This is a genomic window from Leclercia sp. (assembly GCF_036780805.1).
GTDB lineage: Bacteria > Pseudomonadota > Gammaproteobacteria > Enterobacterales > Enterobacteriaceae > Enterobacter.
The window spans coordinates 79083-106025 of sequence record NZ_DAIQCE010000013.1 but is presented as its reverse complement, the minus strand read 5'-3'; the positions used below and the strand labels follow the sequence as shown (position 1 = coordinate 106025).

Here is a 26943-nt window from a genome sequence, read left to right as displayed (position 1 = left end):
GGGCTGGCTTTTGTAGGCCCGGTAAGGCGAAGCCGCCACCGGGCATTTCCCACAAACTACTGATTGCGCGTCGCGCGCAGCAGCGTCTCCAGCGGATAGACCGCCGCAATTACCACTTCATCCTGAATCTGCGCCGCCTTATCCAGCTCCGTCTGAATCGACGCAATCTCGGTATCATCCAGCGTCCCCTGACGCGCCACCAGATCCGTTAAGCGCAACCCAATCGCCGCCAGTTTATCCACCGTCTGAATTACCGGTTTCAGCGCCTTCAGCTGATAGCTGTTTTCGGCCAGCGCCAGCGCGTCCGGGGTATTGGTCTGCCAGCGGGTAAACAGATGGCGCAGCGACTCCGCGCTTTCGCTGTCTTCGGCATCGCTCACCAGCCGCTCAACCCAGCGGTTCATCTGCCGCACGGTGTTGCTCTCCGGCGTCAGCGCGTCGGCCAGGCGGTTCAGCGGCTCAAACAGATCGTAATTCCCGGCCTGGAATTTGAGATGATTACGGGTGTAATACTGGGCTGGCTCCAGGGCCTGGGCGAGGATGTTGAGCGCCATGGTGTCGGTGGTGTTCCCCAGCCGGGTGAATTGCACCTGCTGGCGGGCATGTTGCTGCAAGCCCACCGATACCGTCGACCAGCTGTCCATCGCCTGCAGGCGGGTGTACATGTTGTCGACGTCGTTCACCGACTGCGCCGACCACAGCCGCTCCGCCACCGCAAATGCCCGAGGCCAGAGCTTGATATCCAGCACCGGGGCCGCGACGTTTTCCGCCCACAGCGCCGCCTCGCCGCCCAGCAGATTGGCCTGCTGGCTGGCGTCCGGCACCGCCGGGGCGATCCCTTCCGGCACCGCGTCCAGCCGCTGGCCTGTCACCGGATAACGGCTGTTGCCCAGCAGGAAATAGCCCTCAATCTTGTCATCATTCACCGTCACCACCGGGCGGGTTTCTCCCATCCAGGTATCCACGGTGAAGCTCACCTGATTGTCGCTGCGCCAGTCGATGTCCTGCACCGCACGCCGCGATTTGCCGGCGAAATCGATAAACCCGCGCCAGCCCGCCTCGCCTTTCACCAGCGTAAAGCTTCCCTCAAGCGGCTTGCCCTTCAGGCGCGGCAGGGTGAATGACCAGCTCTGGGCGCTGTCGCGGTCGGTGATGACATCCACATTGTTCAGCCCCTGGGGCAGGATCTCATTGCGGTAGTGATAGGCGGTGTACTGCGGCTGATCGAGATAAAAACCGGTGGAGAGGATCCCTTTGTAGCCCTGCTTCGCCACTTCGCCCAGCGCGTCCTGCCCCTGCCAGGACTGGATCAGGATGCTTTTCGGCAGATCCGGGTGGAAGATCTCATCCCAGCCCACCATCTGGCGCTGGTTTTTCTCGAGGATCGTCTCCAGCTTGCGGTTGAAATACGCCTGCAACGCGTGGCTGTCGGCCAGCTTGTTATCGCGCATAAACTGCTGGATGGCGGGGTTGTTTTTCCACTGGGTGTCATCCACCTCATCGCCGCCGATATGCAGATAGGGATCCGGGAAGATCGCGGCCAGCTCGGCGATCATCGCCCCGGCAAAGGCGTAGGTGGCCTCTTTGGTCGGATCCATCACTGGCTTCAGCACGCCCCAGTGGCGCTCCATCTCGTAGGGCCCGGGCGCGCTCATCAGCTCCGGGTAGGCCACCGCAATGGCCGAGGCGTGGCCCGGCATGTCAATTTCCGGCACCACGCGAATCCCACGCGCGGTGGCGTAGCGCACCACGTCACGCATCTGATCCTGGGTGTAGAACAGGCCGTCGCTGGCGAGTTCGGTCAGTTTCGGGTAGCGCTTCGAGGCAAAACGCCAGCCCTGATCGTCGGTTAAGTGCCAGTGCAGGACGTTGAGCTTCGCCGCCGCCATGCCGTCGATCTGGCGTTTGATGTCCTCGAGCGGAATAAAGTGGCGGGCCGAGTCGAGCAGCAGGCCGCGCCACGGGAAGCGCGGGGCATCCTCAATGGTGACCCACGGCAGGGAGGTGTTCTCCGGCCCGTTCTGGATCAGCTGCAGCAAAGTCTCTATCGCCCGCAGGGCGCCGAAGCGGGTGTTGGCGGTGATGTTCACCCCGCTGGCATCGACGGTGAGTCTGTAGCTCTCATCGCTGTCCGGTTTAGGCTGCGGGGCGACTTTCCGGGCGATGGCGATGGTTACCGTGGGTTTTTCCGGTTTGTCGGCCTGCGGCTCGAGGGTCCAGCCGGTTTGCAGCGCCACCCGCTGGCGCAGACGCGTTACCGCATCGCCGAGGTCGTCCCCGGAGACGCTGACGGAGAAGTTATTGTTGATGACCAGCGCGCCCTGGGTAGCAGGACGTTCGACCTTCGCGGGCCAGGGCATCAGAGGGAGATCGCCCACCGGGGCGGCAAACGCAGAAAAACCGAGCATAAGCCCGGCGGTCAGGAGGCTGTACCGTAACATGAATGTTCCTTATTTGACGGGCCGAAAAAAGGCAAAACATTCTGTTAACATGTGCGCAAATTAGCGTCAAGCGCGGCGGATGATGGAGATCACAGGTTGTTGAATTTGAGAGAAAACGCAACCCCTCACCCCGGCCCTCTCCCCAAAGGGGCGAGGGAGAAAAGACGGCTCCGTGCAATTCCCTCTCCCCTATGGGGAGAGGGTTAGGGTGAGGGGCAGGTTTTACTGCCACCCGTACCGGCGGCTATAGAACCCTTTCACCAGCTGGGTCAGCACCATGTACCCGGCGAGGATCGCCACCAGCCACGGGAAGTAGCCGAGCGGCAGCGCCTGTAATTGCAGATACCCCGCCAGCGGTGAGAACGGCAGCGCAATGCCGAGCACCATCACCAGCCCCGTCATCACAATCAGCGGCCAGGCGGCGCGGCTCTGGAGGAACGGAATGCGGCGGGTGCGGATCATATGCACAATCAGCGTTTGCGACAGCAGCCCGACCACGAACCAGCCGGACTGGAACAGGGTCTGCTGTTCCGGGGTGTTGGCATGGAACACAAACCACATCAGGCAGAAGGTCAGAATGTCGAAGATCGAGCTGATCGGGCCGAAAAAGAGCATGAACCGGCCGAGTTCTGACGGATCCCAGCGCTGCGGCTTCTGGATCTGATCCTCGTCGACGTTATCGAAGGGGATCGCCACCTGGGAGACGTCGTACATCAGGTTCTGGATCAGCAGATGCAGCGGCAGCATCGGCAGGAACGGCAGGAACGCGCTTGCCACCAGCACGCTGAAGACGTTGCCGAAGTTCGAGCTGGCGGTCATTTTGATGTACTTGAGCATGTTGGCGAAGGTGCGGCGGCCTTCGATCACCCCCTCCTCCAGCACCATCAGGCTCTTCTCCAGCAGAATGATATCCGCGGCTTCCCGGGCGATATCCACCGCGCCGTCGACCGAAATCCCGATATCCGCTGCACGCAGCGCGGGGGCATCGTTAATGCCGTCACCCATAAAGCCCACCACGTGCCCCTCGCGCTTCAGCAGGGTGACAATGCGCTCCTTGTGCATCGGGGTCAGACGCGCGAACAGCGTGGTGCGCGTTGCCAGCAGTGCCAGCGCGTCGTCGGAGAGGGTTTCGATCTCGCTGCCCGTCACCACCTCCCCCGCGTCCAGCCCTACCTCGCGGCACACTTTTGCTGCCACCAGCTCGCTGTCGCCGGTGAGGATTTTCACCGTGATGCCGCTGTTTTTCAGGGCTTTGAGCGCAGGTGCAGTGGTCTCTTTCGGTGGATCGAGGAAGGCGATGTAGCCTTCGAGGATCAGATCCGATTCGTCGATGCGCTGGTAATCCCCCACGCGGGCCGGCAGAAACTTGCTGGCCACCGCCACCACCCGCAGCCCCTGGCGGTTGAGGTTATCGGTGACGCGGCGGATGCGCCGCAGCATGCTGTCGTCCAGCGGGACAACCTCGCCGTTATGCCGCACCAGGGTAGAGACATTCAGGATCTCCTGCAGCGCCCCTTTGCAGATCAGCTGATGCACGCCCGGCTCTTCACTCACCACCACCGACATGCGGCGGCGCTCGAAATCAAAGGGGATCTCATCCACTTTCTGCCAGCGGGTCGAGAGGGTGCGGGCGGCGGCTTCATCCACCCCTTCCAGCACCGCGACGTCGAGCAGGTTCTTCAGCCCGGTCTGGTAGTGGCTGTTCAGCCAGGCGGTATTCAGCACCCGCTCGCAGATCTTGCCCGACACGTCGGTGTGATGCTCCAGCACGATCTTGTCCTGGGTCAGGGTGCCGGTTTTGTCGGTGCAGAGGATGTCCATCGCGCCAAAGTTCTGGATGGCGTCGAGGTGTTTGACGATCACCTTTTGCTTCGAGAGTTTTACCGCCCCGCGCGCCAGGGTCGAGGTGACGATCATCGGCAGCATCTCCGGGGTAAGCCCCACCGCCACCGAGAGCGCGAACAGCGCCGCTTCCCACCAGTCGCCTTTGGTGTAGCCGTTAATCAGCAGCACGATGGGAGTCATCGCCAGCATAAAGCGGATCAGCAGCATGCTGACCCGGCCAATTCCCTGCTGGAAGGCGTTGGGTTCGCTCTCCTGCTCGCTGACGCGCCCGGCCAGTTGCCCAAACCAGGTGTTGCCCCCGGTGGCGATCACCATCGCCTGCGCCGTACCGCTGACCACCGTGGTGCCCATAAAGCACAGGGTGTCGCACTCCAGCGGGTTGCTCTGCTGCGGATCGCGGCTGTGGGCGACCTTCTCCACCGGCAGGGATTCGCCGGTCAGCGAGGCCTGGGCCACGAACAGGTCCCGGGCCTGAAGAATACGTAAGTCCGCCGGGATCATATCCCCGGCCGCCAGCTTGACCAGATCCCCTGGCACCAGCTGGTCAATGGGTATCTCCCGCCAGCCGCTTTCTCCTTTGTCGTTGAGGGTGCGTAAGACGGTGGCGGTGTTGCTGACCATCGCCTTCAGGGCATCCGCCGCCCGGGTGGAGCGCGCCTCCTGAATAAAGTTTAGCAGCGTGGAGATGCCCACCATCAGGGCGATCACCCCGGCGGCAAACAGGTCTTCGGTGGCATAGGAGATAGCGCCCAGCACCGTCAGCAGCAGGTTGAAGGGGTTGCGGTAGCAGGCCCAGAGATGCACCCACCAGCGGGCCGGTTTTTGCGCCGGGATCTGATTCTCACCGTGCGTGGCGCGGGCGGCGTCGACCTCAGCAGCCGTCAGCCCTTCCGGGTGGCTGGCAAAGGTCCGCCACAGGGCAGGCTCTTCCATTGCGGCCACCCGCAGACAGTGGGCGGCAAGGGCGCCGGGAATGACGGTATCGGTTTTGCCCGTTGCCATCGGATCGCGCTGCACCAGGCGGCGCGGCAGGTGGCGGCTCAGCCGGGCCAGCAGCTGTTGTGTGAAATTTTTGAACATAACAAGTCCCCCGCACCCGTGAAAACGGGCGCAGTCTTGCCTTCAGACGTGACAAAGCCACGCCTGAGCGGCGGTATCAGTTATGCAGGGACGTCAGGAAAACGTCACTGCCTTACGCATCCGGTAAGGCAGCGAGTGCAGGCTTACCGGAAAGAAAGGGTTCTCCCTCGCGGGAGAGGGGTGGGATCGGGATCCATGTCGCCTCCGGTAAGTAAAAAAAGGTAAGTCGGCGCGCAGTATAGTGTTTTAGCCATACCGTTCGTGACAATTCGGGCGGTATGATACCGCCCGGGCATTAAACCAAACGTAAACCAGACTTTGCCCATTGCGGAACCGGACACCCGATTTAGGCTTATTGATTATTTCATCAATGCGTTACAGGACTGAAAGCATGCAGAATCGCCTCACCATTAAAGATATTGCGCGTCTGAGCGGCGTGGGTAAATCCACCGTATCCCGGGTGCTGAACAACGAAAGTGGTGTCAGCGAGCGCACGCGCGAACGCGTTGAGGCGGTGATGAATCAGCACGGTTTCTCCCCGTCCCGTTCGGCGCGCGCCATGCGCGGGCAGAGCGACAAAGTGGTGGCGATCGTTGTCACCCGTCTGGATTCGCTGTCGGAAAACCTGGCCGTACAGACCATGCTGCCGGTCTTTTACGAGCAGGGTTACGATCCGATCATGATGGAGAGTAAGTTCTCGCCACAGATGGTCGAGGAGCACCTCGGGATGCTGAAACGCCGCAACATCGACGGCGTGGTGCTGTTTGGCTTTACCGGCCTCAGCGAGCAGATGCTCACCCCCTGGCAATCGTCGCTGGTCCTGTTGGCTCGCGATGCCCGCGGCTTTGCCTCGGTGTGCTATGACGATGAGGGGGCGATCCACGTGCTGATGCAGCGCCTGTACGACGAGGGTCACCGCCATATCAGCTATCTTGGCGTGCCGCACAGCGACGTTACCACCGGCCAGCGCCGCCATAATGCCTACCTGGAATTCTGCAAACAGTACGCGCTGCCTGCGGTAGCCGCGTTACCCGGCCTCGGGATGAAACAGGGCTATGAAAAGGTGGCCGACGTGCTGACCCCGCAGACCACTGCGCTGCTCTGCGCCACGGATACCCTGGCCCTGGGCGCTAGTAAGTACTTACAAGAGCAGCGCATCGACAGTCTGCAGCTGGCGAGCGTGGGTAACACGCCGCTGATGAAGTTCCTCCACCCGGAGATCATCACCGTCGATCCGGGCTACGCCGACTCCGGCCGCCAGGCCGCTATGCAGCTGATTGAGCAGATAAACGGCCGCAGCGAGCCGCGCCAGATCGTCATTCCCGCCACCCTCTCCTGAGCGTCAAAAGACGCTTTATTGTGATCCTCGCCCGGTTTCGGGAACGTTCCCATTTTCGTTAATTCTGGTTAAGAGTAGGCTTGCCGCCAGTTATCTTCTTCCCCCTGAACCCGGATCATGAGGTTTCATGATGAGCAAAGTAAAACAAACGGATATCGACCAGCTGATCGTGCTGGTTGGCGGACGTGACAATATCGCCACGGTCAGCCACTGCATTACCCGCCTGCGTTTTGTGTTAAACGACCCGGCCAAAGCCAACCCCAAAGGCATCGAAGAGCTGTCGATGGTCAAAGGCTGCTTCACCAACGCCGGGCAGTTCCAGGTGGTGATCGGCACCGAGGTAGGCGACTACTACAAGGCGCTGCTGGCCACCACCGGCCACTCGTCGGCCGATAAAGAGCAGGCCAAGAAAGCGGCACGTCAGAACATGAAGTGGCATGAACAGCTCATTTCACATTTCGCGGAGATTTTCTTCCCGCTGCTGCCGGCGCTGATCAGCGGAGGCCTGATCCTCGGCTTCCGTAACGTGATTGGCGATGTGCCGATGAGCGACGGCAAAACCCTCGCTCAGATGTACCCGGCCCTGCAAAGCATCTATGACTTCCTGTGGCTGATTGGCGAGGCTATCTTCTTCTATCTGCCGGTGGGGATCTGCTGGTCGGCGGTGCGCAAAATGGGCGGCACGCCGATTCTGGGTATCGTGCTGGGCGTAACCCTGGTCTCTCCGCAGTTAATGAACGCTTACTTACTTGGACAGCAGGTGCCTGAGGTGTGGAACTTCGGCCTGTTTACCATCGCCAAAGTGGGCTACCAGGCGCAGGTGATCCCGGCCCTGCTGGCCGGACTGGCGCTGGGGATGATTGAGACCCGCCTGAAGCGCATCGTGCCGGATTACCTCTATCTGGTGGTGGTGCCGGTGTGCTCCCTGATCATCGCGGTGTTCCTCGCCCACGCCTTTATCGGTCCGTTTGGCCGCATGATTGGCGACGGCGTGGCCTATGCGGTGCGTCACCTGATGACCGGCAGCTTCGCCCCGATTGGCGCCGCGCTGTTTGGCTTCCTGTACGCCCCGCTGGTGATCACCGGCGTGCATCAGACGACCCTGGCGATTGATATGCAGATGATCCAGAGCCTCGGCGGCACCCCGGTGTGGCCGATCATTGCCCTGTCGAACATTGCGCAGGCCTCGGCGGTAACGGGCATCATCATCGTCAGCCGTAAGCATAACGAACGTGAAATCTCGGTTCCGGCGGCGATCTCCGCCTTCCTCGGGGTCACCGAACCGGCGATGTACGGCATCAACCTGAAATACCGCTTCCCGATGCTGTGCGCGATGATCGGTTCCGGGCTGGCGGGCCTGCTGTGCGGCCTGAACGGCGTGATGGCCAACGGCATCGGCGTCGGCGGCCTGCCGGGCATCCTCTCCATCCAGCCAACCTACTGGCAGGTGTTCGCCATGGCAATGGCCGTCGCCATTATCGTCCCGATGGCGCTGACCACCGTGATGTATCAGCGCAAGTTCCGTCAGGGCACGTTACAGGCTGTTTAATCTCTCTCGGGGCGCAGTTGCGCCCCTTCGCATTTGCAGGAGCGCAAGATGAATACCCTTCCTCACTGGTGGCAAACCGGCGTCATCTATCAGATCTACCCGAAGAGCTTCCAGGACACCTCCGGGCGCGGCACCGGGGATTTACGCGGCGTGACCTCGCGTCTCGACTACCTTAAAACCCTCGGCATCGACGCCATCTGGGTAACGCCGTTCTATATCTCCCCGCAGGTGGATAACGGTTACGACGTGGCGAACTACACCGCCATCGATCCGGCCTACGGCACGCTGGATGATTTCGACGAGCTGGTGGCACAGGCCCATCAACGCGGGATCCGCATCGTGCTGGATATGGTGTTCAACCATACCTCTACCCAGCACGCCTGGTTCCGCGAGTCGCTCAATAAAGAGAGCCCGTACCGCGAGTTCTATATCTGGCGCGACGGCACCCCAGAGCAGCTGCCCAACAACTGGCGCTCCAAGTTTGGCGGCAACGCCTGGCGCTGGCATGCTGAAAGCGAGCAGTACTATCTGCACCTCTACGCCCCGGAACAGGCGGATCTCAACTGGGAAAACCCCGAGGTGCGCGCCGAAGTCAAAAAAGTGTGCGAGTTCTGGGCCGACCGCGGCGTGGACGGTTTACGTCTCGACGTGATTAACGTGATCTCCAAACGTCAGGATTTCCCGAATGACGAGATCGGCGATGGCCGCCGCTTCTACACCGACGGGCCGCGCGTTCATGAATATCTGCAGGAGATGAGCCGGGACGTCTTTATCCCGCGCAACCTGATGACGGTGGGCGAGATGTCCTCCACCTCGTTAGAAAACTGCCAGCAGTATGCCGCCCTCGACGGGCGGGAATTGTCGATGACCTTTAACTTCCACCACCTGAAGGTGGATTATCCCAACGGCGAGAAGTGGACGCTGGCAAAGCCGGATTTCGTGGCGCTGAAAGCCCTGTTCAGCCACTGGCAGCAGGGCATGCACAATAAAGCCTGGAACGCGCTGTTCTGGTGTAACCACGACCAGCCGCGCATCGTCTCGCGCTTTGGCGATGAGGGCGAGTACCGCGTCCCGGCGGCGAAAATGCTGGCGATGGTGCTGCACGGCATGCAGGGCACGCCTTACATCTATCAGGGCGAAGAGATTGGCATGACCAACCCGCACTTCAGCCGCATCACCGACTATCGCGACGTGGAGAGCCTGAATATGTTCGCCGAACTGCGGGCCGCAGGCCGCTCTGCCGACGAGCTGCTGGCGATCCTCGCGAGTAAATCCCGCGACAACAGCCGCACGCCGATGCAGTGGGATGCCTCCGCCAGTGGCGGCTTTACCACCGGCGAGCCGTGGATCGCCCTGGGCGATAACGCGGAAGCGATCAACGTCGAGGCGGCGCTGGCCGATCCTGAGTCGGTGTTTTACACCTACCAGGCGCTAATCGGGCTGCGTAAAACCCTGCCGGTACTCACCTGGGGGGATTATCAGGATCTGCTCCCGGATCACCCATCGCTGTGGTGCTACCGCCGTCAGTGGCAGGGCCAGACGCTGATGGTGGTCGCCAGCCTGAGCCGCGAGTGCCAGCCGTGGCATCCGCAGGCCCTCGAGGGCGACTGGCAAAGGGTGATGAGTAACTATGCCGAAGCCTCGCCGCAGCCTGGCGCCATGACCCTGCGTCCGTTTGAGGCGGTATGGTGGCTGCAGGGCTGATGTCATCCGCCGGGCACCGCAGGGTTGCCCGGCGCACGCTTTTTTTGATGGAAAATCAACCAGATTAGCGCTTGAAGAATTTACAAACCGCGGATCGCCCGTCATCTGTACACTTCGTTTTTTACCTTGTCCTGAATCAAATAAATCGCAAACTTGTTTGATGCAAATCACTATATATAGAACTTAGAATGCTCGCCGACCCAAGATGTTGTATTCGTCGTCTATTATTGCCACAAGACGATGCCAACCACACTGCTCAAAATTGTGGATAAAAAGGGTCGATATCAGGAGAAATCGCGCACGAGTCGACAGTTACGGACCGGGCCCCTTTCCCTGCCTCTGTGGATAACCTGTTCTTAAAATGGAGTGATCATGACACCGCATGTGATGAAACGAGATGGCTGCAACGTGCCTTTCAAATCAGAGCGCATCCAGGAAGCCATTCTGCGTGCAGCTAAAGCAGCGGGAGTCGATGACGCAGATTACTGCGCCACCGTCGCAGAAGTTGTCAGTAATCAGATGCAAAACCGCAGCAAGGTCGATATCAACGAAATCCAGACCGCGGTGGAAAACCAGCTGATGTCGGGCCCCTATAAGCAGCTGGCCCGCGCCTACATTGAGTACCGTCACGACCGGGATATCGAACGTGAAAAACGTGGCCGCCTGAACCAGGAGATCCGCGGTCTGGTCGAACAGACCAACTCTGCGCTGCTTAACGAAAACGCCAATAAAGACAGCAAAGTGATCCCCACCCAGCGCGACCTGCTGGCCGGTATCGTCGCCAAGCACTATGCCCGCCAGCACCTGCTGCCGCGCGACGTGGTGCAGGCCCACGAGCGCGGGGATATTCACTACCACGATCTCGACTATTCACCGTTCTTCCCGATGTTCAACTGCATGCTGATCGACCTGAAGGGCATGCTGACCCACGGCTTCAAGATGGGTAACGCCGAGATTGAGCCGCCAAAATCGATCTCTACCGCCACGGCGGTCACGGCGCAGATCATCGCCCAGGTCGCCAGCCATATCTACGGCGGCACCACCATCAACCGGATCGACGAGGTGCTGGCCCCGTTTGTTACCGCCAGCTATAACAAGCACCGCCAGACGGCGGAAGAGTGGCAGATCCCGGATGCGGAGGGTTACGCCCGCTCCCGCACCGAGAAAGAGTGCTACGACGCCTTCCAGTCGCTGGAGTATGAGGTGAACACCCTGCATACCGCCAACGGTCAGACGCCGTTCGTCACCTTCGGCTTTGGTTTGGGCACCTGCTGGGAATCACGTCTGATCCAGCAGTCGATTCTGCGCAACCGCATTTCCGGTCTCGGCAAAAACCGCAAAACGGCGGTGTTCCCGAAACTGGTGTTCGCCATCCGCGACGGCCTGAACCACAAGTTTGGCGATCCCAACTACGACATCAAACAGCTGGCGCTGGAGTGCGCGAGCAAGCGCATGTACCCGGACATTCTGAACTATGACCAGGTGGTGAAAGTCACCGGTTCGTTCAAAACCCCGATGGGCTGCCGCAGCTTCCTCGGCGTGTACGAAGATGAAAACGGCGAGCAGATCCACGATGGGCGTAACAACCTCGGCGTGATCAGCCTGAACCTGCCGCGCATCGCCCTGGAAGCCAAAGGTAACGAAGCCGCCTTCTGGAAACTACTGGACGAGCGCCTGCTGCTGGCGCGTAAGGCCCTGATGACCCGTATCGCCCGTCTGGAAGGGGTCAAAGCGCGTGTCGCCCCGATCCTCTATATGGAAGGGGCCTGCGGCGTGCGCCTGAAGGCGGACGATGACGTGTCGGAGATCTTCAAAAACGGCCGCGCGTCCATTTCGCTGGGCTATATCGGCATTCACGAAACCATTAACGCCCTGTTCGGGGACCAGCACGTCTACGACAGCGAGGCCCTGCGTGCGAAAGGCATCGCTATCGTCCAGCGCCTGCGCGACGCGGTAGACCAGTGGAAAGACGAAACCGGCTACGGATTTAGCCTCTACAGCACCCCGAGCGAAAACCTGTGCGACCGCTTCTGCCGCCTGGATACCGCCGAGTTTGGCGTGGTGGAGGGAGTGACCGACAAGGGCTACTACACCAACAGCTTCCACCTCGACGTGGAGAAGAAGGTCAACCCGTACGACAAGATCGACTTTGAGGCGGCCTACCCACCGGTGGCGAGCGGCGGCTTTATCTGTTACGGCGAATACCCGAACATTCAGCACAACCTGAAGGCGCTGGAAGACGTGTGGGATTACAGCTATCAGCACGTGCCGTATTACGGCACCAACACGCCTATCGACGAGTGCTACGAGTGCGGCTTTACCGGTGAGTTCGAATGCACCAGCAAAGGCTTCACCTGCCCGAAATGCGGTAATCACGACGCCGCCCGCGTCTCCGTGACCCGCCGCGTGTGCGGTTACCTCGGCAGCCCGGACGCCCGTCCGTTCAACGCCGGCAAGCAGGAAGAGGTGAAGCGCCGGGTTAAGCATCTGGGGAATGGGCAGATCGGTTAATTTCGCCGAGCGATTCTTCCCCTCACCCTAACCCTCTCCCCATAGGGGAGAGGGAACCGATCGAGCAGATTATCGACATCCAGGTGCAGGTTTGCTTTTCCCCCTCTCCCTTTTAGGGAGAGGGCCGGGGTGAGGGTCTTAGCGCGCACGACTTTCTGGACGACTTCTATGCGATACCATCAATACTACCCCGTCGACATCGTTAACGGTCCCGGCACTCGCTGCACCCTGTTTGTCTCCGGCTGCATCCATGAATGCCCCGGCTGCTACAACAAAAGCACCTGGCGGCTAAACTCCGGGATGCCGTTTACCGCAGAAATGGAACAGCGGATCATCGACGATCTCAACGACACGCGCATCAAACGCCAGGGGATCTCCCTTTCCGGCGGCGATCCGCTGCATCCACAGAACGTGCCGGAGATTCTGAAGCTGGTGCAGCGCATTCGCGCGGAGTGCGCAGGCAAAGATATCTGGGTGTGGACCGGCTACAAGCTGGATGAATTAAGCGACGCCCAGATGCAGGTGGTGGACCTGATCAACGTGCTGATCGACGGCAAGTTTGTGCAGGATCTGAAAGATCCGATGCTTATCTGGCGCGGCAGCAGTAATCAGGTGGTGCATCATTTGCGTTGAGTCTTAAAGCCGCTGATTGGCGTCGCGGTAGACGGCTGATTTTTCCCGTTTTCCCACTGCGACCACAAAAACGGTGATGACCTCATCCCTGACCTGATACACCAGCCGATAACCGGACGCGTTGAGTTTTATTTTGTAGCAGTCCGGTAAGTCATGGAGCCTGGCAGACTCTATACGCGGGTTGGACAGTACGATCGCCAGTCTCTTTTTAAACTGTCTCTTAACGGTCTCACCCAGCTTCTGCCACTCCTTTAGCGCACGTGGATCAAATTCAAGCTCATAAGTCATCCAGACTAACCTTGATCCCTTTTTGCGGATCCGCCAGCCGTTCCCTGACCGTCCTGATCAGTTCATCTTCGCTGTCGCTCACTGTTACGGTTTTGACCGGCATACGGCCATTTTCGGCGACATACTGGAACAGAAGCCGGACGGCTTCCGTTGGGGTGATGTTCAGTTTTTCCAGCACGGCATAAGCCTCGTTTTTGAGTTTGTCATCCAGACGGACGTTAAGCGTGGCCATTATGCCTCCGGTAAACATGAAATTGTAATGCAGTTTAGCATTACATTCGCATTACATCGAATTCTGGATAACGCCTCTCAAAATCGGCTCAAACACGCCATCGCCACGTTTTTAAACTCGTTAAAGTCGTGGCAGCCGCACAGCCGGGTCATCGCCCGTTCGCGCAGGAAGGTGACGAAGATATCGTAGATCGCCATCGCCTCCTCATACTCGCTTTTACTGATCGCCAGCAGGAAGATGACGTGCGCGGTGTCGTCGCCCCACTGAATCCCCTGCGGGGCCAGCACGGTGTAGACCACGGTTTTTTGCGCCAGCAAACCGAGGGAGTGCGGCAGGGCGATGCCGTCGCCGAGCAGGGTGCTGACGATGGCCTCACGCTCGACCACCGAGTCGAGAAATTCTGCGTCAACAAACCCCTCCTCCTGCAGCTGGCCGCACAGCTCGCGGAACAGCGTCTGCTGGTCGATGGGCCGATCGATAACCCGGAAATGGCTGGCGTCGAAGAACTTATCCAGCATCCACGGGCGGGTTCTGTCCACCAGCACCAGCTTGCCGATCTGCTCTAACTGATAGTCGGTCGGGAACGGGGCGATCAGCACCACCGGCTTGGCTTTTTCCGCGATCCGCGCGGTAGAGATGACAAAATCTTCGCTGATGCTCTCGCACTGCTCATACTCCCGTAGCGTCAGGGTGCGCGTCACCTCAATTTGCGGGTATTTGCGCTGCAGTACCGCCTCGATCATCCGCACCATCGCGTTGCCCGCGTCGCAGACCAGCATCACCCGCGGCTGGCGCTGATAGCCAATGTTGTAGTGGCGCTCCAGCCCGACGCCGATGTGCAGCACCAGGAAACCGATCTCGTTTTCGCTGATCACATACGGCGTGTATTTCCCCCAGCTGGAGACCGCGGCAAGGGTCATGTCCCAGGCCATCGGGTAGTGCTGCTTGATGTTATCCAGCAGCGGATTGGGGATCATGATCTGGTAGCGCACGCGGGTGATCATGGTCTTTATGTGGGTCAGCAGATCCGCATGCAGCTGGGTGTCGTCGAGCAGGTTGTAGTTATAGTGGGTGTTGATGTAGCGCAGGATGTAGTTCACCAGCGCCTCTTCATCATCGGCGTTGATGGCGCTGGGGGAGATCTCCTGCACCTGGCGCGCGGCGATATGCACGCCCAGCCAGGTCTCTTCCGCGGGCGAAAGGGTTTTATCCGCCAGCCGGGCGATGGCGCTGGCGATATCCCGCGCGGCATCGCGCACGTTCTCCGCCACCTCTTCGGCGTTAAATTCCGGCAGCGGATAGCCTTCGCTGATGCGTCGCACCGTCACCGCACCGTAGAGGCGCAAAAACAGCTCGCCCTCGTCGGTCAGGCGAATGTGGTGACGGGTGAAGGTCTCATGCAGCACCGCGGCGAGCTGTTCCGGCACGCCGGCATTCAGCGCCACCTCCGTGACCAGCGGGTTGAGATTGTCCTGCTGCGCCAGCTGCCACAGCAGATCGGTCAGGCAGGCGCGGATCGCCATCTCACTGCCAAACAGCTTCATGCCGTGGCGCGGGCGGGTCTCCAGCGTCAGGCGGTAGCGGTGAAACCACTCCCGCACCTCGGCCATATCGCTTTGCAGCGTGGCGCGGCTGACAAACCACTCGTCGGCCAGATCTTCCAGCTTGAGGGAGAAGGCCGAGGTGAGAAAGCGCACCACCAGGTAGTGCACCCGCTCCGGGCCGGTACGCGGGATCCGCAGCGTGCGCGGGTGGGAATCCTGCAGCTGCTGGTAGCGGGCCCGATCGTCGATTTTAAGCTGATAGCCGTTCCCGCGGCTGAGGATAAACTGCGCCCCGTTTCCCGCCAGCAGCGCATTGAGCGCGGTAATATCAGCCCGGACGGTACGCGTGGAGACCGACAACCGTTGCGCCAGTTCGTCCTGAGGCAGCGTTTCGTTCTGCAACATCTCAAACAGTTGCGCTAAACGTTGGTTGGGAAATCTCACGGGGTTGTCCTCTTACAGCTTAGGGTGAAATGACCATCTGGGATGGGCTGCCGACCGGGGTATAGTCGGGCTCAAAGCTCAGCTTGCCGTCCTGCGCCACGCGGAAACGAGTGATGTTGTCGCTGCGCTGGTTCATGACGTACAGCCAGCGTCCCTGTTTATCCAGCGTCAGGGTGCGCGGGTAATCACCGCGCGTCCAGATATCGTCCTGATGCGTCAGCGTGCCCTCCGCCGTTACGGTAAAGTGCCCGATGCTGTTATGCAAACGGTTAGCGACATACAGCTGCTTTCCATCGGCACTGAGTGCCAGCCCGGCGGCAAAACTGGTGCCTTTGTAACCTGCTGGCAGCGCAGAGACGGTCTTGCCCTCTTTCAGCGTGCCGTTGGCCTGCACGGCATAATGGGTCAGCGTAGACGCCTCTTCGTTAATCAGCCACAGGGCATCCCCTTTTGGCGTGAAGACGAAGTGGCGCGGCCCGGCACCTTTCGAGGAGGCGCTGATAAACGGCGGATCGTTCGGGGTCAGTTTTCCGCTCCGATCGTCAAAACGGTACTGATAGATCCGATCCAGCCCCAGATCGGTGGAAAAGACGTATTTCCCGCTCGGATCGGCGGCGATCATGTGCGCATGGGGGCCGTTATGATCGCTGATGGCGAAACTGCCTTCTGCCGCCGCTTCGGGTTTTGCCGCGCCCGGTTCGCCCTGATCCTGCTGTTTATCCGTCGCCTCGCCCAGACTGCCGTCTGCCTTGATCGGCAGAACCGCAATCGATCCGCTGACGTAGTTCGCCACCAGCAGGTGCTGGCCGTTCGGCGTCAGGGAAAGATAGACCGGTCCCGCCCCGCCGGACGCCACCTGATTGAGCTCGCTCAGCTCGCCGTTATCGCCGACCCGCAGCGCCTGCACCACGCCCTGCTCCACTTCGCTTGCCAGATACAGCGTTTTGCCGTCGTGCGAGACGGTTAACTGCGCGGCGTTCGGGAGTTTACTCACCAGCGTTTTGTTGCCGAGCGCGCCGGATTGCGGGTCAACGGAAAAGCGGTACAGCCCTTCGCCGTTGGGGTTGTAGGTGCCCACCCAGGCGTATTGGGTCTGGGCGACAGCGGCGGTGGCGAGCATTGAGAGTGAAGCGACAAGCAGGTTACGGGTGTGCATGGTGGCTCCTTTGGATATGTGCGGTATTTCCCCTCACCCCGGCCCTCTCCCAAAGGGAGAGGGGGTAAAGGTTCCCTCTCCCTTTGGGAGAGGGTTAGGGTGAGGGGCAGGTTTTACTTCACCAGCTTCTTCGTCATTTCCAGCAGGGTACGCACGTCTTCCGGACGCGTATTGCCGCTGGCTTTGTCGATGATCGAGCTGTAGATGTGCGGGATGATCTTGCTCACGCCCGCGTCCAGGGCGATCTGCAGGATCTCTTCATAGTTCTCCAGATCGATGCCCCCGGTCGGCTCCAGCCAGAAGTCGTGACGGGCGCAGGCTTCTGCCACCGCTTTGTATTCGTCACGGCACTTGAGGCCGCCCATCGGGAAGTATTTGATCGAGCTGCCGCCGAAATCCTTCAGCAGAGCAATCGCGGTTTCAACCGGGACGATACCGTCCGGGGCCGCGCTGCTCAGCGGGCCGGTGGAGATTTTTACCATGCCGACGGTGCCGGTCGGGGAGACCAGACCGTTAACCACGGATTCACTCTGCCCCAGCAGCGCGCGGCTGGTGGCGACGCCGGTGAAGACCTGGTTGACGTGCTGCGGCTGCACCTGGCGCGAGATCTCACTCACCATCGCCGACTGGTTCGGGTCGCCTGCGCCCAGGCCGACGGAGAGGGCGTTGTCGATAAGCTGAGCATACTCGCGCATATCGGCCACGGCGCTGTCCACGTCCGGGTAGTTTTTGGAGAGCACGCCCACCAGCACATGGCCTTCCGCCGCTTCATAGATGGCGCTGGCGTTGGCTTTGGATCCGGCCAGCACGTTCAGGCAGACGCGGTCGCGGTAAAAATTGGGGGTCAGTTTCATGCCTTTTTCTCCTGGCCTAATACTTCGCTGATGCGGCGATAGACGATATTCAGTTGGTCAGCGCTGACGCTGCGCACGTCGGCTTCGATGATCCCTTCGTTGGCCTTGTAGCCGCGGAAGTAGATGGCGTATTCGCCCTGCTTGAGCGCATGCACCAGGTCGCCGGTGCCGACGCCGGTGGTAGCTTCGTCAAACTTGATCTCGGTGCGGGCGATGTCGCGGCCCGCGCTGTCCCAGACCACACGGGCGGTCACGCCGTTGAGCGTATTCAGCGCATCGATAAACGGGGTCATTTTCGCCACCATCTCATCGCCGCTCTCTTTGGTCGCCGTCAGGTAGTGTTCGATGGCGCAGGTCAGGCCAAGAATGCCCTCTTTACCCACCTTCATCGCCCGGCCAATGCCCGCCGTCTGGCGTTTTACCCACTCAACGTACTGGGTTCTGCCGATCACCAGGCCGCTGGTTGGCCCTTCGATAGCCTTCGCGCCGCTGTAGATCACCAGGTCCGCGCCGGAACGGTAGTAAGCGTGCAGATCTTCTTCCGCCGCCGCGTCGACGATCAGCGGCAGATCGTACTTACGCGCCACAACCGCCGCCTGCTCCACGCTGAGCATGCTCTTCTGCACACAGTGGTGGGATTTGATGTAGAGGATCGCCGCGGTGCGCGGGGTGATCGCCGCCGCCAGCTGATCGGCGGAACATTCGTTGGCGTAGCCCGCTTCCACCAGCCTGCCACCGCCCAGCGCCACCATGGTACCGACCGGGGCACCAAAGTTAACGTTGTGGCCTTTCGGCAGGACGATCTCGTTGTTCTCAATCGGGGTGACGTGCAGGTTCTCCAGCAGCCAGTCGCTGTCTTTCACCAGCACCGCCGCCACCGACTGGGCGATGCCCGCCGAGGCGCAGGAGACCACGGTCGCCCCTTCTACCTCCAGCAGCTTCGCGATGTACTCCCCGGTTTTGTTGACCAGATCCTTCATCTCGAAGTACTGGTTCATGCCGTCCATCGCCGCCTGCACCACTTCCGGGCGCGGGGTGGAGACGCCGAGCGCGGTCATGCGCCCGGAGGTGTTAATCACCTGTTTTAAATTGTATTTCTCAAAAATTGAAGGCATGTTCCGTGCTCCCTTGTTCGGTCATGTAGCCCTTGCCCGCGCGGATCGCGGCAAGCGGCACCAGAATGTGTTCAGCCTGCAGGCTGTCGTTTTCGGCATCCGTCAGCACGGTTGGCTGGCGTTTAATAGTGAACAGCGTCAGGTCGGCATCGAGACCCGGCTGAATGCGGCCTTTACGGGTCAGGCGCAGGCCGTCGGCGGCGTTGGCGGTCACGCACTCAATCACCTGCGGCAGCGACATGCCGATAGCGAGGAATTTCGACATCACGCTGGCCAGCGAACCCACCGGGCCGTTAATGCGGTTGCGGCAGTAGATATCCGAGCTGATGGTGTGCGGCAGAATGCCCATCGCGATGGCGCGTTTCGCCACCTCAAAGCTGAAGCTTGCCGTACCGTGGCCCACGTCGAGACGCACGCCGCGTTTCAGGGCGGAGGTGACAGAGGCACGCAGTTCGCCGGAAGGGGTCAGGATGCGGTTCGGTTTGCCGTTGTAGCAGTGGGTGATGATGTCGCCGGAACTCAGCAACTCGGCAATCTCATCGAGGTTCGGCGGGTTGTTGCCGATATGCACCATCAGCGGCAGGTCGCCGTTCTCTTTCTGGATGCTTTTGGCGCGCTCCAGCGGCGTAATGCCGTTCTCACCGACCACGCTGCTGCTCATGCGCGCTTTCAGGCCAACAATAAAATCGGGGTGGCGTTTCACCGCCTGCTTCACCGCGTCGGCATCAATGTTGGCCATATTGGCCAGCTCGTTCTGGGCAATCAGCCCCACGCGGGAGATGTTCAGCAGGGCAAACACCTCGGTGGCGGCCTTGCGGGTGATGCTGTAGAAGTCGTCCACGTCATCCGCTCCGGTGCTGCCCGCATCCACCACGGAGGTGACGCCGGTGGCAATGCCCACGCTGTCCGGCTCGTCGTGGTAAATCGGGGAGTTCGGGTAGCAGTGGACGTGGGAGTCAATCCAGCCTGCGCTGACGTAAGTGTCACCGTTCAGCTCAAGGGTACGGTGTGCGGGATCGGTGATGTCGCCCACCGCGGCGATCTTCCCGTCCTGAATGGCGATATCGGTCAGGGTATCGTCGGTGAGGCGCGCACGGCGCAGGAGTAAATCAAACATGGGGTTCTCCTGATAAGGCGGGCGCCTGAGCGCCCGCGGGTATTAAAGGGCGACCGGGAACAGCCAGCCCAACAGCATCGCGCCGAGGATCGCACCGCCGGTAATCGGCTTCTGCCAGATGTAGAACAGCAGTGCGCCTAAGAGTGAACCGATGCCGATGGGGATCGACGCGGTCATCGCGCTAAGGATAATCAACGGCCCGAGGAAGCGGCCGGAGGCGTTACCGGCCCCCATCATCACGTCTGCCCCGTAGGTGGAGTTGCTCTGGTTGATGGTGAACTTACGCGCCAGGATGATGATGTAGCCAATCGCCAGACCAATAATCAGGCCGGTTGCCAGCGAGGCGATAAAGTTGGTCACCGGGAACATGATGCCCGCCCCCAGCAGCAGCGCCGGAACGCCTAAGCCCACGCCGGTCTGGATCGCGCCGCCGATATCGAGGATCCCCACCAGGGAGCCTTCGATAATACGGGCGAACAGGAAGCTGGCACCGAACGCCGCCACCGCGCCGTAGGCACCGGTATCGATGCCCGCTTTCAGCATTGCCACGAAGGCCACTTCGTTAAAGGCACCGATGCCGTAGAGGTAGTACATGTGCGTCCCGGCGAACACGCCGGAGGAGAGCAGGCCAACGAAGATCGGGAACGACCAGTCGGCATACCAAAAACCTTTATTCTGTTCCATTTAGAGGCTCCTGTTACTTGCCGCTGAGCGAGTTGTGGATCATGTCGAGCCAGTTCGGCACGGTCAGATGGAAGGATTCAATCATCTTCATGTCGAAGCCGCGGAAGAAGCCGCTCAGCACGAACAGCAATACGATGGCGACCATCATCACTTTGGTGACGTGGTTCCAGCCGCTCTCTTCGACGCCTTTACCGATCAGAATACCCAGCACCAGGCCCGGTACGGCGTTACCCATAATCAGCTGCGCCGCGCCGCCAAAGACGGTGGCCCAGAAGCCCGATTTTTTACCCGCGTCGATGGCCGCCAGCCAGAAGATCACCGGCATCACGGTGTTCACCAGCAGGTTAGCGGCAGGCACCAGTACCTTAACGGCGGTGACCTGAAGCGCAGCAGGAACGGACGAGGCGGTGAGGTTCAGGAAGGTGACAACGATTATGCCGATCACGCCGCAGGTAATCGCCATTTTGCGGGGATCGTGCAGCGTCTCGCCGACGTTGCGGTTTTTGATCATCAGCGCCGCGGCACCCCAGTTCGGGATGATGCGGTGGTCAACGTCCTGGGTGAAGGAACCCGCCGCTACCGACGAGGCCCAGGCGTTGAAGAAGAAGCCTAACCCAAAGGAGAAGTGGGATGCCGGATCGCCCTCACAGGAGTTCAGCTCCCCCAACGTACGAAACGCGCCCATACCCTGTGTAGTAGGCGCATGAAACATGCGTGCAGCCCCGGCGCCCACGCCGACGCCAACCAGGCCGCCGATGATGAGCGATTTTATTAAAATTATCAGGAACATTAGTCTGCCCTATTAGTAAGAATCAGCGTTGCGCGACAAAGTCCACCCGGTCCAGATTGATGGCGGTCACGTTGACGGTCACGTCCAGCTCCACGCTGTAGGTGCGTCTTTCCCGGCGCAAAAAGAAGAACAGAAAGGCTTCTTTACGCACCGCTTCTTGCGCCTGAACAACCTGCACATCCTGTGGCTCAATACGCAGTAAGATATGCGGTGAGGCTTTCATCACCGCGGCCTGAACCTGGTTCAGCGCGTCGGCAAAGGCGCGCGCTTTGGCGTCACCCTTGCCTTTTACTCTCACCGTGGTGGTGAATTGCTCTTTCATGCTTATGCGCCGTGCTTCTTCTGCCACGCCTGCACCAGACGCTCGCCCAGCTCTTCTTTATCCATAAAGCCAAAGCCCAGCACGTTGCAGCCTTCGTTGATGGCGGTGACGCCCTCTTCCACCGAACGCATGCCGTACTTCGCTTTGTAGCCATATTTGGTCTGAGCGGTGATAGCACCTGCGCCGCCGCTGCCGCAGAAGGAGATGCCGAAGGTGGCGTTTTCCGCCTTCATCACGTCACCCAGCTTCATGTCTGCCGCCACGCCCGGTACCACCACGGCGCGGCCACCCGCTTTTTCAACACCTGCTGCAACCTTCTGACCTTTACCCAGGCGATCGCCGATAACGACTGTAATTTGTTCCATGATGTGCTCCTTAAAGGTTGTCTTTTGCGACTTCAAAGTGAACGGAGAGCAGCCAGGCTTCTTCGTCAGGAAGGTTGCCAAACTGCGCCACGACTTCGCGGGCAAGCCGCATTGATTCAGGTGAAATTTCGTCGAACAGGTCGGCCTCGACCTCCGGCAGCGGCTCGCCGGTCACCGACCGGTGCGCCATGGCGCGAACGTGGGAGGTCAGCATCTGCTCCTGAACGGCATTGGGGATAATGTGGTGATGACTAAGCAGAGTGAACGTCTGCTTGAGCATGGTGTCGGCCAGCTGTTCAGTTTGCGCCGCCTGGTCTCCAGTGTCGTTTATTACCGTTCCGTTAATCACTCGTCTTACCCCGTTATTGGCTCTGGGATAAAACTACTGCCGGGGGTTACAGGTTTGTAGCGAGTTGTTTTCCACTTCGAAGTGGAAAGGAGAGCGGCACCAGTGATCTGTGCCACATAATTGGCCTGAATGATGATATTTCGCTGGATTTACGTGATGAATATCACGCTCCTGCGCGGGTAAAACGGCGTTATGGAAGTGAAAAAGTTTACGAGCCGACGCGTAGAAATGTGAGCTGGATAAGGTTTTCTTATGCCGATTGGGTAGAGTGGCCGTGGGTGCTTGAGACTGACCGTCTCATGCATGGGACGGGAAGTGGAAAGCCCCGCCTGACTAAAAATCAGGGCGGGGGCCCGAAACGACACGTCACACCGTGGAGTTCGCTACCTCGCCCGCTTTAAAAGCAAGGAGGCATCCATGAAACGCAGAGATCCCAGTATCGGGGTTTTGATGATTATTTCTTTGACAATAATCATCTTAACGCTGGTGACGCGGAAGACACTGTGCGAGATCCGTTTTCGAAACGGTTCGCTTGAAGTGATTGCGCAAATGGACTGTCGCTCCGGATCGTAGGGAGCAAACATGCGGAGGCGTTTAGTGCGCCTCCGCAACACGGGGAGAGGACGTGCGGCTCAGGCACCCATTAACGGTATTTTTTGTGATAGGTATTACGGGTAGTGACAAACTCGTCGGCCGCCGCCTGGGCCTCTTTCACTTTGCCTTCGTTGGCCAGCTTCAGCGCGCCGTCAATCTGGCCCACCAGCGTCTCCAGACCGTGACGATAATCTTTCATCTCGGCGCTCTCTTCCGCTTTGCCTTCCAGCTTCGGCGGGGTCTCTTTTTGGGCATCTACCGCAGCAGTACGCATTTTGGTCAGAGCGCCTTTCATTTCCGCCGCATTGTCCGTTTTCTGCACCACCTTCAGGTTTTCGCTGAGGGTGTCCATATTGTCTTCCAGGTCGGCAAACACCGATGAACTCAATACCAGCGTTGAGGCTGCGAGGATGGCTAACAGGTTTTTACGCATTGCTCACTTCCTTTTTTATTATCAAAAAAAAGCGCACCGGAGTGCGCTTGAGTATCATTGACCAGCGATCTTCATCTCTGGTAAGAGTACCGATCCGCACTGGATATTACTGCGCGTTTCAATATCGTTACCTACGGTCACGATATTGCGCCACATATCCTTTAAGTTGCCGGCGATGGTAATTTCGCTCACCGGATACTGAATTTCACCGTTTTCCACCCAGAAGCCCGCCGCACCGCGAGAGTAATCCCCGGTGATACCGCTGACGCCCTGGCCCATCAACTCAGTCACCACCAGCCCGGTGCCCATCTCTTTCAGCATCTGCTCAAAGCTCAGGCCACGGCCTGGGATACGCCAGTTGTGGATCCCGCCCGCATGGCCGGTGCTTTGCAGCCCCAGCTTGCGCGCCGAGTAGCTGGTCAGCAGCCACTGGGTCAGGATGCCGTCTTTGATGATATCCCGACGCTCCGTGCGCACGCCTTCGCTGTCGAACGGCGTGGAGGCCAGCCCTTTCAGCAGGTGCGGATGCTCTTCAATGGTCAGCCATTCCGGCAGGATTTGCGTGCCCAGCGCGTCGAGCAGGAAGGTCGACTTACGGTATACCGCGCCACCGGCGATGGCACCTACCAGATGCCCGAACAGCCCGGTCGCCACTTCATTGGCAAAGATCACCGGTGCTTTCATGGTAGACAGTTTTCGTGGAGCGAGGCGGGACAATGTGCGTTTTGCGCACTCCGCCCCAACCCACTCCGGCGACTGTAGATCGCCCATCGCGCGGCCAATGGTGTAGGCGTAATCGCGCTCCATGTCACCGTTCTCTTCAGCGATAACGCAGCTGGAGAGGGAGTGACGGGTGGAGCTGTAGCCCTGCAGCATGCCGTGGCTGTTGCCGAAGACTTTGATGCCGTAGTGGCTGTTAAAGCTGCCGCCTTCGGTGTTGGTGATGCGCTTATCGGCATTAAGGGAGGCCTGTTCTGCCCGGGCCGCGAACTCAATGGCTTCGTCTGGGGTTACTTCTGCCGGGTGGAACAGATCCAGATCCGGGGCTTCAAAAGCCAGTAATTCCCGGTCTGCGACGCCCGCATAAGGGTCCGCAGAGGTGTAGCTGGCGATATCCAGCGCCGCCTGTACGGTACGCGCAATAGCGTCCGGGCTGAGGTCGGTGGAGGAGGCGCTGCCTTTCCGGTTCTGGTGATAAACAGTAATCCCTAACGCGCCATCGCTATTGAATTCAACGGTTTCCACTTCGCCATAGCGGGTGCTGACGCTCAGGCCAGTGGTTTTGCTGACGGCGACTTCTGCCCCGTCGGATTTCGCTGACGCCAGCTCCAGAGCCATGGAGACGGCCTCTTCCAGTGCTTTACGCTGCGCTGCAACTTGTGAGATCACTTTCATCGTAAATGCCATAATGTAAGGTGTAGTTAGCTGAAGTCTATCAGAGAACCGTTTCTCAGTACGCGCCTAAACTGGTAAGATTAGCCTCTTTTTTTAAGGAGCCTGACATGACTAAGCAGCCCGAAGACTGGCTCGACGACGTTCCCGGTGATGACATCGAAGACGAAGATGATGAGATCATCTGGGTCAGTAAAAGTGAAATTAAACGCGACGCCGAAGAGTTAAAACAGCTTGGTGCGGAAATGGTAGAGCTGGGTAAAAACGCGCTGGATAAAATCCCGCTCGATCCCGATCTGCGTGCCGCCATCGAACTGGCACAACGCATCAAGAAAGAGGGCCGCCGTCGCCAGCTTCAGTTGATTGGTAAAATGCTGCGCCAGCGCGACGTAGAGCCGATTCGCCAGGCGCTGGATAAGCTGAAAAACCGCCACAACCAGCAGGTTGCGCTGTTCCATAAGCTGGAGCAGATCCGCGATCGCCTGATTGATAACGGCGATGACGCCCTGGCAGAAGTGCTGAACCTGTGGCCGGACGCCGACCGCCAGCAGCTGCGCACGCTTGTCCGTAACGCGAAGAAAGAGAAAGAAGGGAATAAGCCGCCGAAGTCTGCGCGTCTGATCTTCCAGTATCTGCGCGAACTGGCGGAAGCCGAAGGTTAATCCTCGTGCATGCTGTTTGCCGGATGGCGGCGTAAACGCCTTATCCGGCCTACAGGATGGTGCGAATTGTAGGCCCGGTAAGCGTTAGCGCCACCGGGCTTTATTATTACTCTGCCGCTTCTGCTTTCTTCGCCAGACCATCCAGCAGCTTCTGATGGATCCCACCAAACCCGCCGTTGCTCATCACCAGAATGTGATCGCCCGGCTGCGCGGTTTTCACCACCATCTCCGCCAACACGTCAACGTCCGCACTCCAGTGCGCAGGCTGAATGCAGGCCTCTGCGACTTCCGCTACCTGCCACGGAATATGCTGCGGCTGCAGGAGGAAGACCTCATCCGCCCGGCCTAACGACGGGGCGAGGTCATCTTTGCAGATCCCCATCTTCATGGTGTTGGAGCGCGGCTCCAGCACGGCCAGAATACGCGCCGTGCCGCCGACTTTGCCGCGCAGGGCTGCCAGCGTCGCGAGGATCGCCGTCGGGTGATGGGCAAAATCGTCATACACCGTCACGCCGTTCGCTTCGCCGCGCAGTTCCAGGCGGCGACGGGCGTTGATGAACGATCCCAGCGCATTGGCCGCATCGGCAGGCATGACGCCCACATGACGGGCCGCGGCAATCGCCATCAGGCCGTTATGCATGTTGTGTTCACCCACCAGCGCCCAGTGAACTTCACCTACCTTTTCACCGTCCAGCAGCACTTCCCACTGGGAGGCATCGTTGGTGAGCTTTTTCGCCTGCCAGTGGCCCTGCTCGCCCACCAGCTCCTGCTCGCTCCAGCATCCCATCGCCATGGTCTGCTTCAGGTTAACGTCATTTTCCGGCAGGATGATACGCCCCTGGCCCGGCACGATGCGTACCAGGTGGTGGAACTGCTTCTGAATCGCTTTCAGGTCGTCAAAAATGTCCGCGTGATCGAACTCAAGGTTGTTGAGGATCAGCGTGCGCGGGCAGTAATGAACGAATTTAGAGCGCTTGTCAAAGAAGGCGCAGTCGTATTCGTCCGCCTCAATGACAAAGAACGGGCTGTCGCCCAGGCGAGCAGAAACCTCGAAATTCCCCGGTACGCCACCGATCACAAAGCCCGGCTGGTAGCCGCAGGCTTCGAGGATCCAGGTTGCCATCCCGGCGGTGGTGGTTTTGCCGTGCGTCCCCGCTACAGCAACAACCCAGCGATCGCGCAGGACAAAGTCATGCAGCCACTGCGGGCCCGACATGTAAGGAATGTTTCTTTCCAGTACGGCCTCTACACACGGATTACCGCGGGTCATGGCGTTGCCGATGATCACCAGATCCGGCTGCGGCTCCAGCTGGCTGGCGTCGTAACCCTGAATCAGATCGATGCCCTGGTTTTCCAGCAGCGTGCTCATTGGCGGATACACATTGGCGTCCGAACCTGTCACCTCATGGCCAAGGGCGCGCGCCAGCATAGCCAGGCCGCCCATGAAAGTGCCACAAATCCCCAATATATGAATGCGCATACGTCACTATCCCTCTTCAA

At 59.7% G+C, this 26943-nt stretch carries 24 protein-coding genes; 7 read left to right on the top strand and 17 right to left on the bottom strand.

Going from position 1 to position 26943, the window contains the following annotated elements; genetic code table 11:
• Positions 1 to 56 precede the first annotated feature (56 nt).
• Together V7Q49_RS20795 and mgtA are read right to left on the bottom strand one after the other, a co-directional pair.
• The gene (locus V7Q49_RS20795; protein ID WP_333854814.1) at positions 57 to 2441 is read right to left on the bottom strand and encodes a beta-N-acetylhexosaminidase; all 2385 of its coding nucleotides are present in this window, start codon (positions 2439 to 2441) and stop codon (positions 57 to 59) included.
• Between the two features lie 222 nt (positions 2442 to 2663).
• Positions 2664 to 5366 carry a magnesium-translocating P-type ATPase gene (mgtA, locus tag V7Q49_RS20790; protein ID WP_333854813.1) on the bottom strand — a complete coding sequence of 901 codons (2703 nt, stop codon included), beginning with the start codon at positions 5364 to 5366 and terminating at the stop codon, positions 2664 to 2666.
• Between the two features lie 391 nt (positions 5367 to 5757).
• Here mgtA and treR point away from each other — a divergent pair, with 391 nt between their 5' ends.
• The 5 genes from treR to nrdG all read left to right on the top strand — a co-directional run bounded on the left by treR (position 5758) and on the right by nrdG (position 13102).
• The gene (treR, locus tag V7Q49_RS20785; RefSeq protein ID WP_333854812.1) at positions 5758 to 6705 is read left to right on the top strand and encodes a trehalose operon repressor TreR; all 948 of its coding nucleotides are present in this window, start codon (positions 5758 to 5760) and stop codon (positions 6703 to 6705) included.
• 130 nt (positions 6706 to 6835) lie between these two features.
• The gene (gene treB / locus V7Q49_RS20780) at positions 6836 to 8254 is read left to right on the top strand and encodes a PTS trehalose transporter subunit IIBC (RefSeq protein ID WP_333854823.1); all 1419 of its coding nucleotides are present in this window, start codon (positions 6836 to 6838) and stop codon (positions 8252 to 8254) included.
• Positions 8255 to 8302: 48 nt separating this feature from the next.
• Entirely contained in the window at positions 8303 to 9958 is a 1656-nt protein-coding gene (treC, locus tag V7Q49_RS20775) for an alpha,alpha-phosphotrehalase (RefSeq protein ID WP_333854811.1), read from the top strand.
• A 372-nt stretch (positions 9959 to 10330) separates the two neighbouring features.
• A complete protein-coding gene (gene nrdD, locus V7Q49_RS20770) occupies positions 10331 to 12469 on the top strand; it encodes an anaerobic ribonucleoside-triphosphate reductase (protein WP_333854810.1) in 2139 nt (712 codons plus the stop codon).
• Positions 12470 to 12637: 168 nt separating this feature from the next.
• Positions 12638 to 13102, top strand: coding sequence for an anaerobic ribonucleoside-triphosphate reductase-activating protein (gene nrdG / locus V7Q49_RS20765; RefSeq protein WP_333854809.1), 465 nt, complete (start codon positions 12638 to 12640; stop codon positions 13100 to 13102).
• 3 nt (positions 13103 to 13105) lie between these two features.
• Here the strand turns inward: nrdG and V7Q49_RS20760 are convergent, their stop codons facing one another.
• The 12 genes from V7Q49_RS20760 to V7Q49_RS20705 all read right to left on the bottom strand — a co-directional run bounded on the left by V7Q49_RS20760 (position 13106) and on the right by V7Q49_RS20705 (position 22362).
• Complete coding sequence (locus V7Q49_RS20760; RefSeq protein WP_333854808.1) at positions 13106 to 13390, bottom strand: type II toxin-antitoxin system RelE family toxin; 285 nt, start codon at positions 13388 to 13390, stop codon at positions 13106 to 13108.
• Positions 13380 to 13622 carry a type II toxin-antitoxin system RelB/DinJ family antitoxin gene (locus tag V7Q49_RS20755; RefSeq protein ID WP_333854807.1) on the bottom strand — a complete coding sequence of 81 codons (243 nt, stop codon included), beginning with the start codon at positions 13620 to 13622 and terminating at the stop codon, positions 13380 to 13382. Before V7Q49_RS20755 ends, V7Q49_RS20760 begins: the two co-directional genes overlap by 11 nt.
• 77 nt (positions 13623 to 13699) lie before the next feature.
• Positions 13700 to 15610, bottom strand: a complete 1911-nt coding sequence (locus tag V7Q49_RS20750) for a BglG family transcription antiterminator (protein ID WP_333854806.1) — start codon at positions 15608 to 15610, stop codon at positions 13700 to 13702.
• A gap of 19 nt (positions 15611 to 15629) precedes the next feature.
• A complete protein-coding gene (locus V7Q49_RS20745) occupies positions 15630 to 16766 on the bottom strand; it encodes a lactonase family protein (RefSeq protein WP_333854805.1) in 1137 nt (378 codons plus the stop codon).
• Positions 16767 to 16879: 113 nt separating this feature from the next.
• The gene (gene dagF, locus V7Q49_RS20740; protein WP_333854804.1) at positions 16880 to 17620 is read right to left on the bottom strand and encodes a 2-dehydro-3-deoxy-phosphogluconate aldolase; all 741 of its coding nucleotides are present in this window, start codon (positions 17618 to 17620) and stop codon (positions 16880 to 16882) included.
• Positions 17617 to 18735: a DgaE family pyridoxal phosphate-dependent ammonia lyase gene (locus tag V7Q49_RS20735; RefSeq protein ID WP_333854803.1), complete on the bottom strand. Its 1119-nt coding sequence runs from the start codon at positions 18733 to 18735 to the stop codon at positions 17617 to 17619. Before V7Q49_RS20735 ends, dagF begins: the two co-directional genes overlap by 4 nt.
• Positions 18719 to 19852, bottom strand: a complete 1134-nt coding sequence (locus tag V7Q49_RS20730; RefSeq protein WP_333854802.1) for an amidohydrolase/deacetylase family metallohydrolase — start codon at positions 19850 to 19852, stop codon at positions 18719 to 18721. Before V7Q49_RS20730 ends, V7Q49_RS20735 begins: the two co-directional genes overlap by 17 nt.
• Positions 19853 to 19894: 42 nt before the next feature.
• Positions 19895 to 20536 (bottom strand): DUF4310 family protein, encoded by a 642-nt coding sequence (locus tag V7Q49_RS20725; protein WP_142488005.1) that lies wholly within the window; start codon positions 20534 to 20536, stop codon positions 19895 to 19897.
• A gap of 13 nt (positions 20537 to 20549) precedes the next feature.
• Positions 20550 to 21326, bottom strand: a complete 777-nt coding sequence (locus V7Q49_RS20720; protein WP_333854801.1) for a DUF4311 domain-containing protein — start codon at positions 21324 to 21326, stop codon at positions 20550 to 20552.
• 22 nt (positions 21327 to 21348) lie between these two features.
• A complete protein-coding gene (locus V7Q49_RS20715; protein ID WP_333854800.1) occupies positions 21349 to 21648 on the bottom strand; it encodes a DUF4312 family protein in 300 nt (99 codons plus the stop codon).
• 2 nt (positions 21649 to 21650) lie between these two features.
• Positions 21651 to 22013, bottom strand: coding sequence for an SFCGS family glycine-rich protein (locus V7Q49_RS20710; RefSeq protein WP_002437459.1), 363 nt, complete (start codon positions 22011 to 22013; stop codon positions 21651 to 21653).
• A gap of 10 nt (positions 22014 to 22023) precedes the next feature.
• Positions 22024 to 22362: a glycine dehydrogenase gene (locus tag V7Q49_RS20705; protein ID WP_106994092.1), complete on the bottom strand. Its 339-nt coding sequence runs from the start codon at positions 22360 to 22362 to the stop codon at positions 22024 to 22026.
• A gap of 417 nt (positions 22363 to 22779) precedes the next feature.
• Here V7Q49_RS20705 and V7Q49_RS20700 point away from each other — a divergent pair, with 417 nt between their 5' ends.
• Complete coding sequence (locus tag V7Q49_RS20700; RefSeq protein WP_142488002.1) at positions 22780 to 22935, top strand: Hok/Gef family protein; 156 nt, start codon at positions 22780 to 22782, stop codon at positions 22933 to 22935.
• Between the two features lie 70 nt (positions 22936 to 23005).
• Here the strand turns inward: V7Q49_RS20700 and cybC are convergent, their stop codons facing one another.
• Together cybC and pmbA are read right to left on the bottom strand one after the other, a co-directional pair.
• Positions 23006 to 23389: a cytochrome b562 gene (cybC, locus tag V7Q49_RS20695; RefSeq protein ID WP_333854799.1), complete on the bottom strand. Its 384-nt coding sequence runs from the start codon at positions 23387 to 23389 to the stop codon at positions 23006 to 23008.
• A 54-nt stretch (positions 23390 to 23443) separates the two neighbouring features.
• On the bottom strand, positions 23444 to 24796 hold the full coding sequence (gene pmbA, locus V7Q49_RS20690; protein WP_333854798.1) for a metalloprotease PmbA: 1353 nt from the start codon (positions 24794 to 24796) through the stop codon (positions 23444 to 23446).
• 95 nt (positions 24797 to 24891) lie between these two features.
• Between pmbA and yjgA the strand changes: the two genes are divergently transcribed.
• Entirely contained in the window at positions 24892 to 25443 is a 552-nt protein-coding gene (gene yjgA, locus V7Q49_RS20685) for a ribosome biogenesis factor YjgA (protein WP_333854797.1), read from the top strand.
• A gap of 106 nt (positions 25444 to 25549) precedes the next feature.
• Here yjgA and mpl read toward each other — a convergent pair whose 3' ends face one another.
• Positions 25550 to 26923 carry a UDP-N-acetylmuramate:L-alanyl-gamma-D-glutamyl-meso-diaminopimelate ligase gene (mpl, locus tag V7Q49_RS20680; protein WP_333854796.1) on the bottom strand — a complete coding sequence of 458 codons (1374 nt, stop codon included), beginning with the start codon at positions 26921 to 26923 and terminating at the stop codon, positions 25550 to 25552.
• Positions 26924 to 26943: the final 20 nt, after the last annotated feature.

Bases quoted from the DNA above. Each gene is read 5' to 3' on its own strand.
- V7Q49_RS20760 (WP_333854808.1), bottom strand. From the start codon at position 13,390: ATGACTTATGAGCTTGAATTTGATCCACGTGCGCTAAAGGAGTGGCAG.
- treB (WP_333854823.1), top strand. From the start codon at position 6,836: ATGAGCAAAGTAAAACAAACGGATATCGACCAGCTGATCGTGCTGGTT.
- yjgA (WP_333854797.1), top strand. From the start codon at position 24,892: ATGACTAAGCAGCCCGAAGACTGGCTCGACGACGTTCCCGGTGATGAC.
- pmbA (WP_333854798.1), bottom strand. From the start codon at position 24,796: ATGGCATTTACGATGAAAGTGATCTCACAAGTTGCAGCGCAGCGTAAA.
- mpl (WP_333854796.1), bottom strand. From the start codon at position 26,923: ATGCGCATTCATATATTGGGGATTTGTGGCACTTTCATGGGCGGCCTG.
- V7Q49_RS20795 (WP_333854814.1), bottom strand. From the start codon at position 2,441: ATGTTACGGTACAGCCTCCTGACCGCCGGGCTTATGCTCGGTTTTTCT.
- V7Q49_RS20735 (WP_333854803.1), bottom strand. From the start codon at position 18,735: ATGCCTTCAATTTTTGAGAAATACAATTTAAAACAGGTGATTAACACC.
- V7Q49_RS20715 (WP_333854800.1), bottom strand. From the start codon at position 21,648: ATGAAAGAGCAATTCACCACCACGGTGAGAGTAAAAGGCAAGGGTGAC.
- V7Q49_RS20725 (WP_142488005.1), bottom strand. From the start codon at position 20,536: ATGGAACAGAATAAAGGTTTTTGGTATGCCGACTGGTCGTTCCCGATC.
- V7Q49_RS20755 (WP_333854807.1), bottom strand. From the start codon at position 13,622: ATGGCCACGCTTAACGTCCGTCTGGATGACAAACTCAAAAACGAGGCT.
- treC (WP_333854811.1), top strand. From the start codon at position 8,303: ATGAATACCCTTCCTCACTGGTGGCAAACCGGCGTCATCTATCAGATC.
- dagF (WP_333854804.1), bottom strand. From the start codon at position 17,620: ATGAAACTGACCCCCAATTTTTACCGCGACCGCGTCTGCCTGAACGTG.
- cybC (WP_333854799.1), bottom strand. From the start codon at position 23,389: ATGCGTAAAAACCTGTTAGCCATCCTCGCAGCCTCAACGCTGGTATTG.
- mgtA (WP_333854813.1), bottom strand. From the start codon at position 5,366: ATGTTCAAAAATTTCACACAACAGCTGCTGGCCCGGCTGAGCCGCCAC.
- nrdD (WP_333854810.1), top strand. From the start codon at position 10,331: ATGACACCGCATGTGATGAAACGAGATGGCTGCAACGTGCCTTTCAAA.
- V7Q49_RS20700 (WP_142488002.1), top strand. From the start codon at position 22,780: ATGAAACGCAGAGATCCCAGTATCGGGGTTTTGATGATTATTTCTTTG.
- V7Q49_RS20710 (WP_002437459.1), bottom strand. From the start codon at position 22,013: ATGGAACAAATTACAGTCGTTATCGGCGATCGCCTGGGTAAAGGTCAG.
- V7Q49_RS20745 (WP_333854805.1), bottom strand. From the start codon at position 16,766: ATGCACACCCGTAACCTGCTTGTCGCTTCACTCTCAATGCTCGCCACC.
- treR (WP_333854812.1), top strand. From the start codon at position 5,758: ATGCAGAATCGCCTCACCATTAAAGATATTGCGCGTCTGAGCGGCGTG.
- V7Q49_RS20720 (WP_333854801.1), bottom strand. From the start codon at position 21,326: ATGTTCCTGATAATTTTAATAAAATCGCTCATCATCGGCGGCCTGGTT.
- nrdG (WP_333854809.1), top strand. From the start codon at position 12,638: ATGCGATACCATCAATACTACCCCGTCGACATCGTTAACGGTCCCGGC.
- V7Q49_RS20730 (WP_333854802.1), bottom strand. From the start codon at position 19,852: ATGTTTGATTTACTCCTGCGCCGTGCGCGCCTCACCGACGATACCCTG.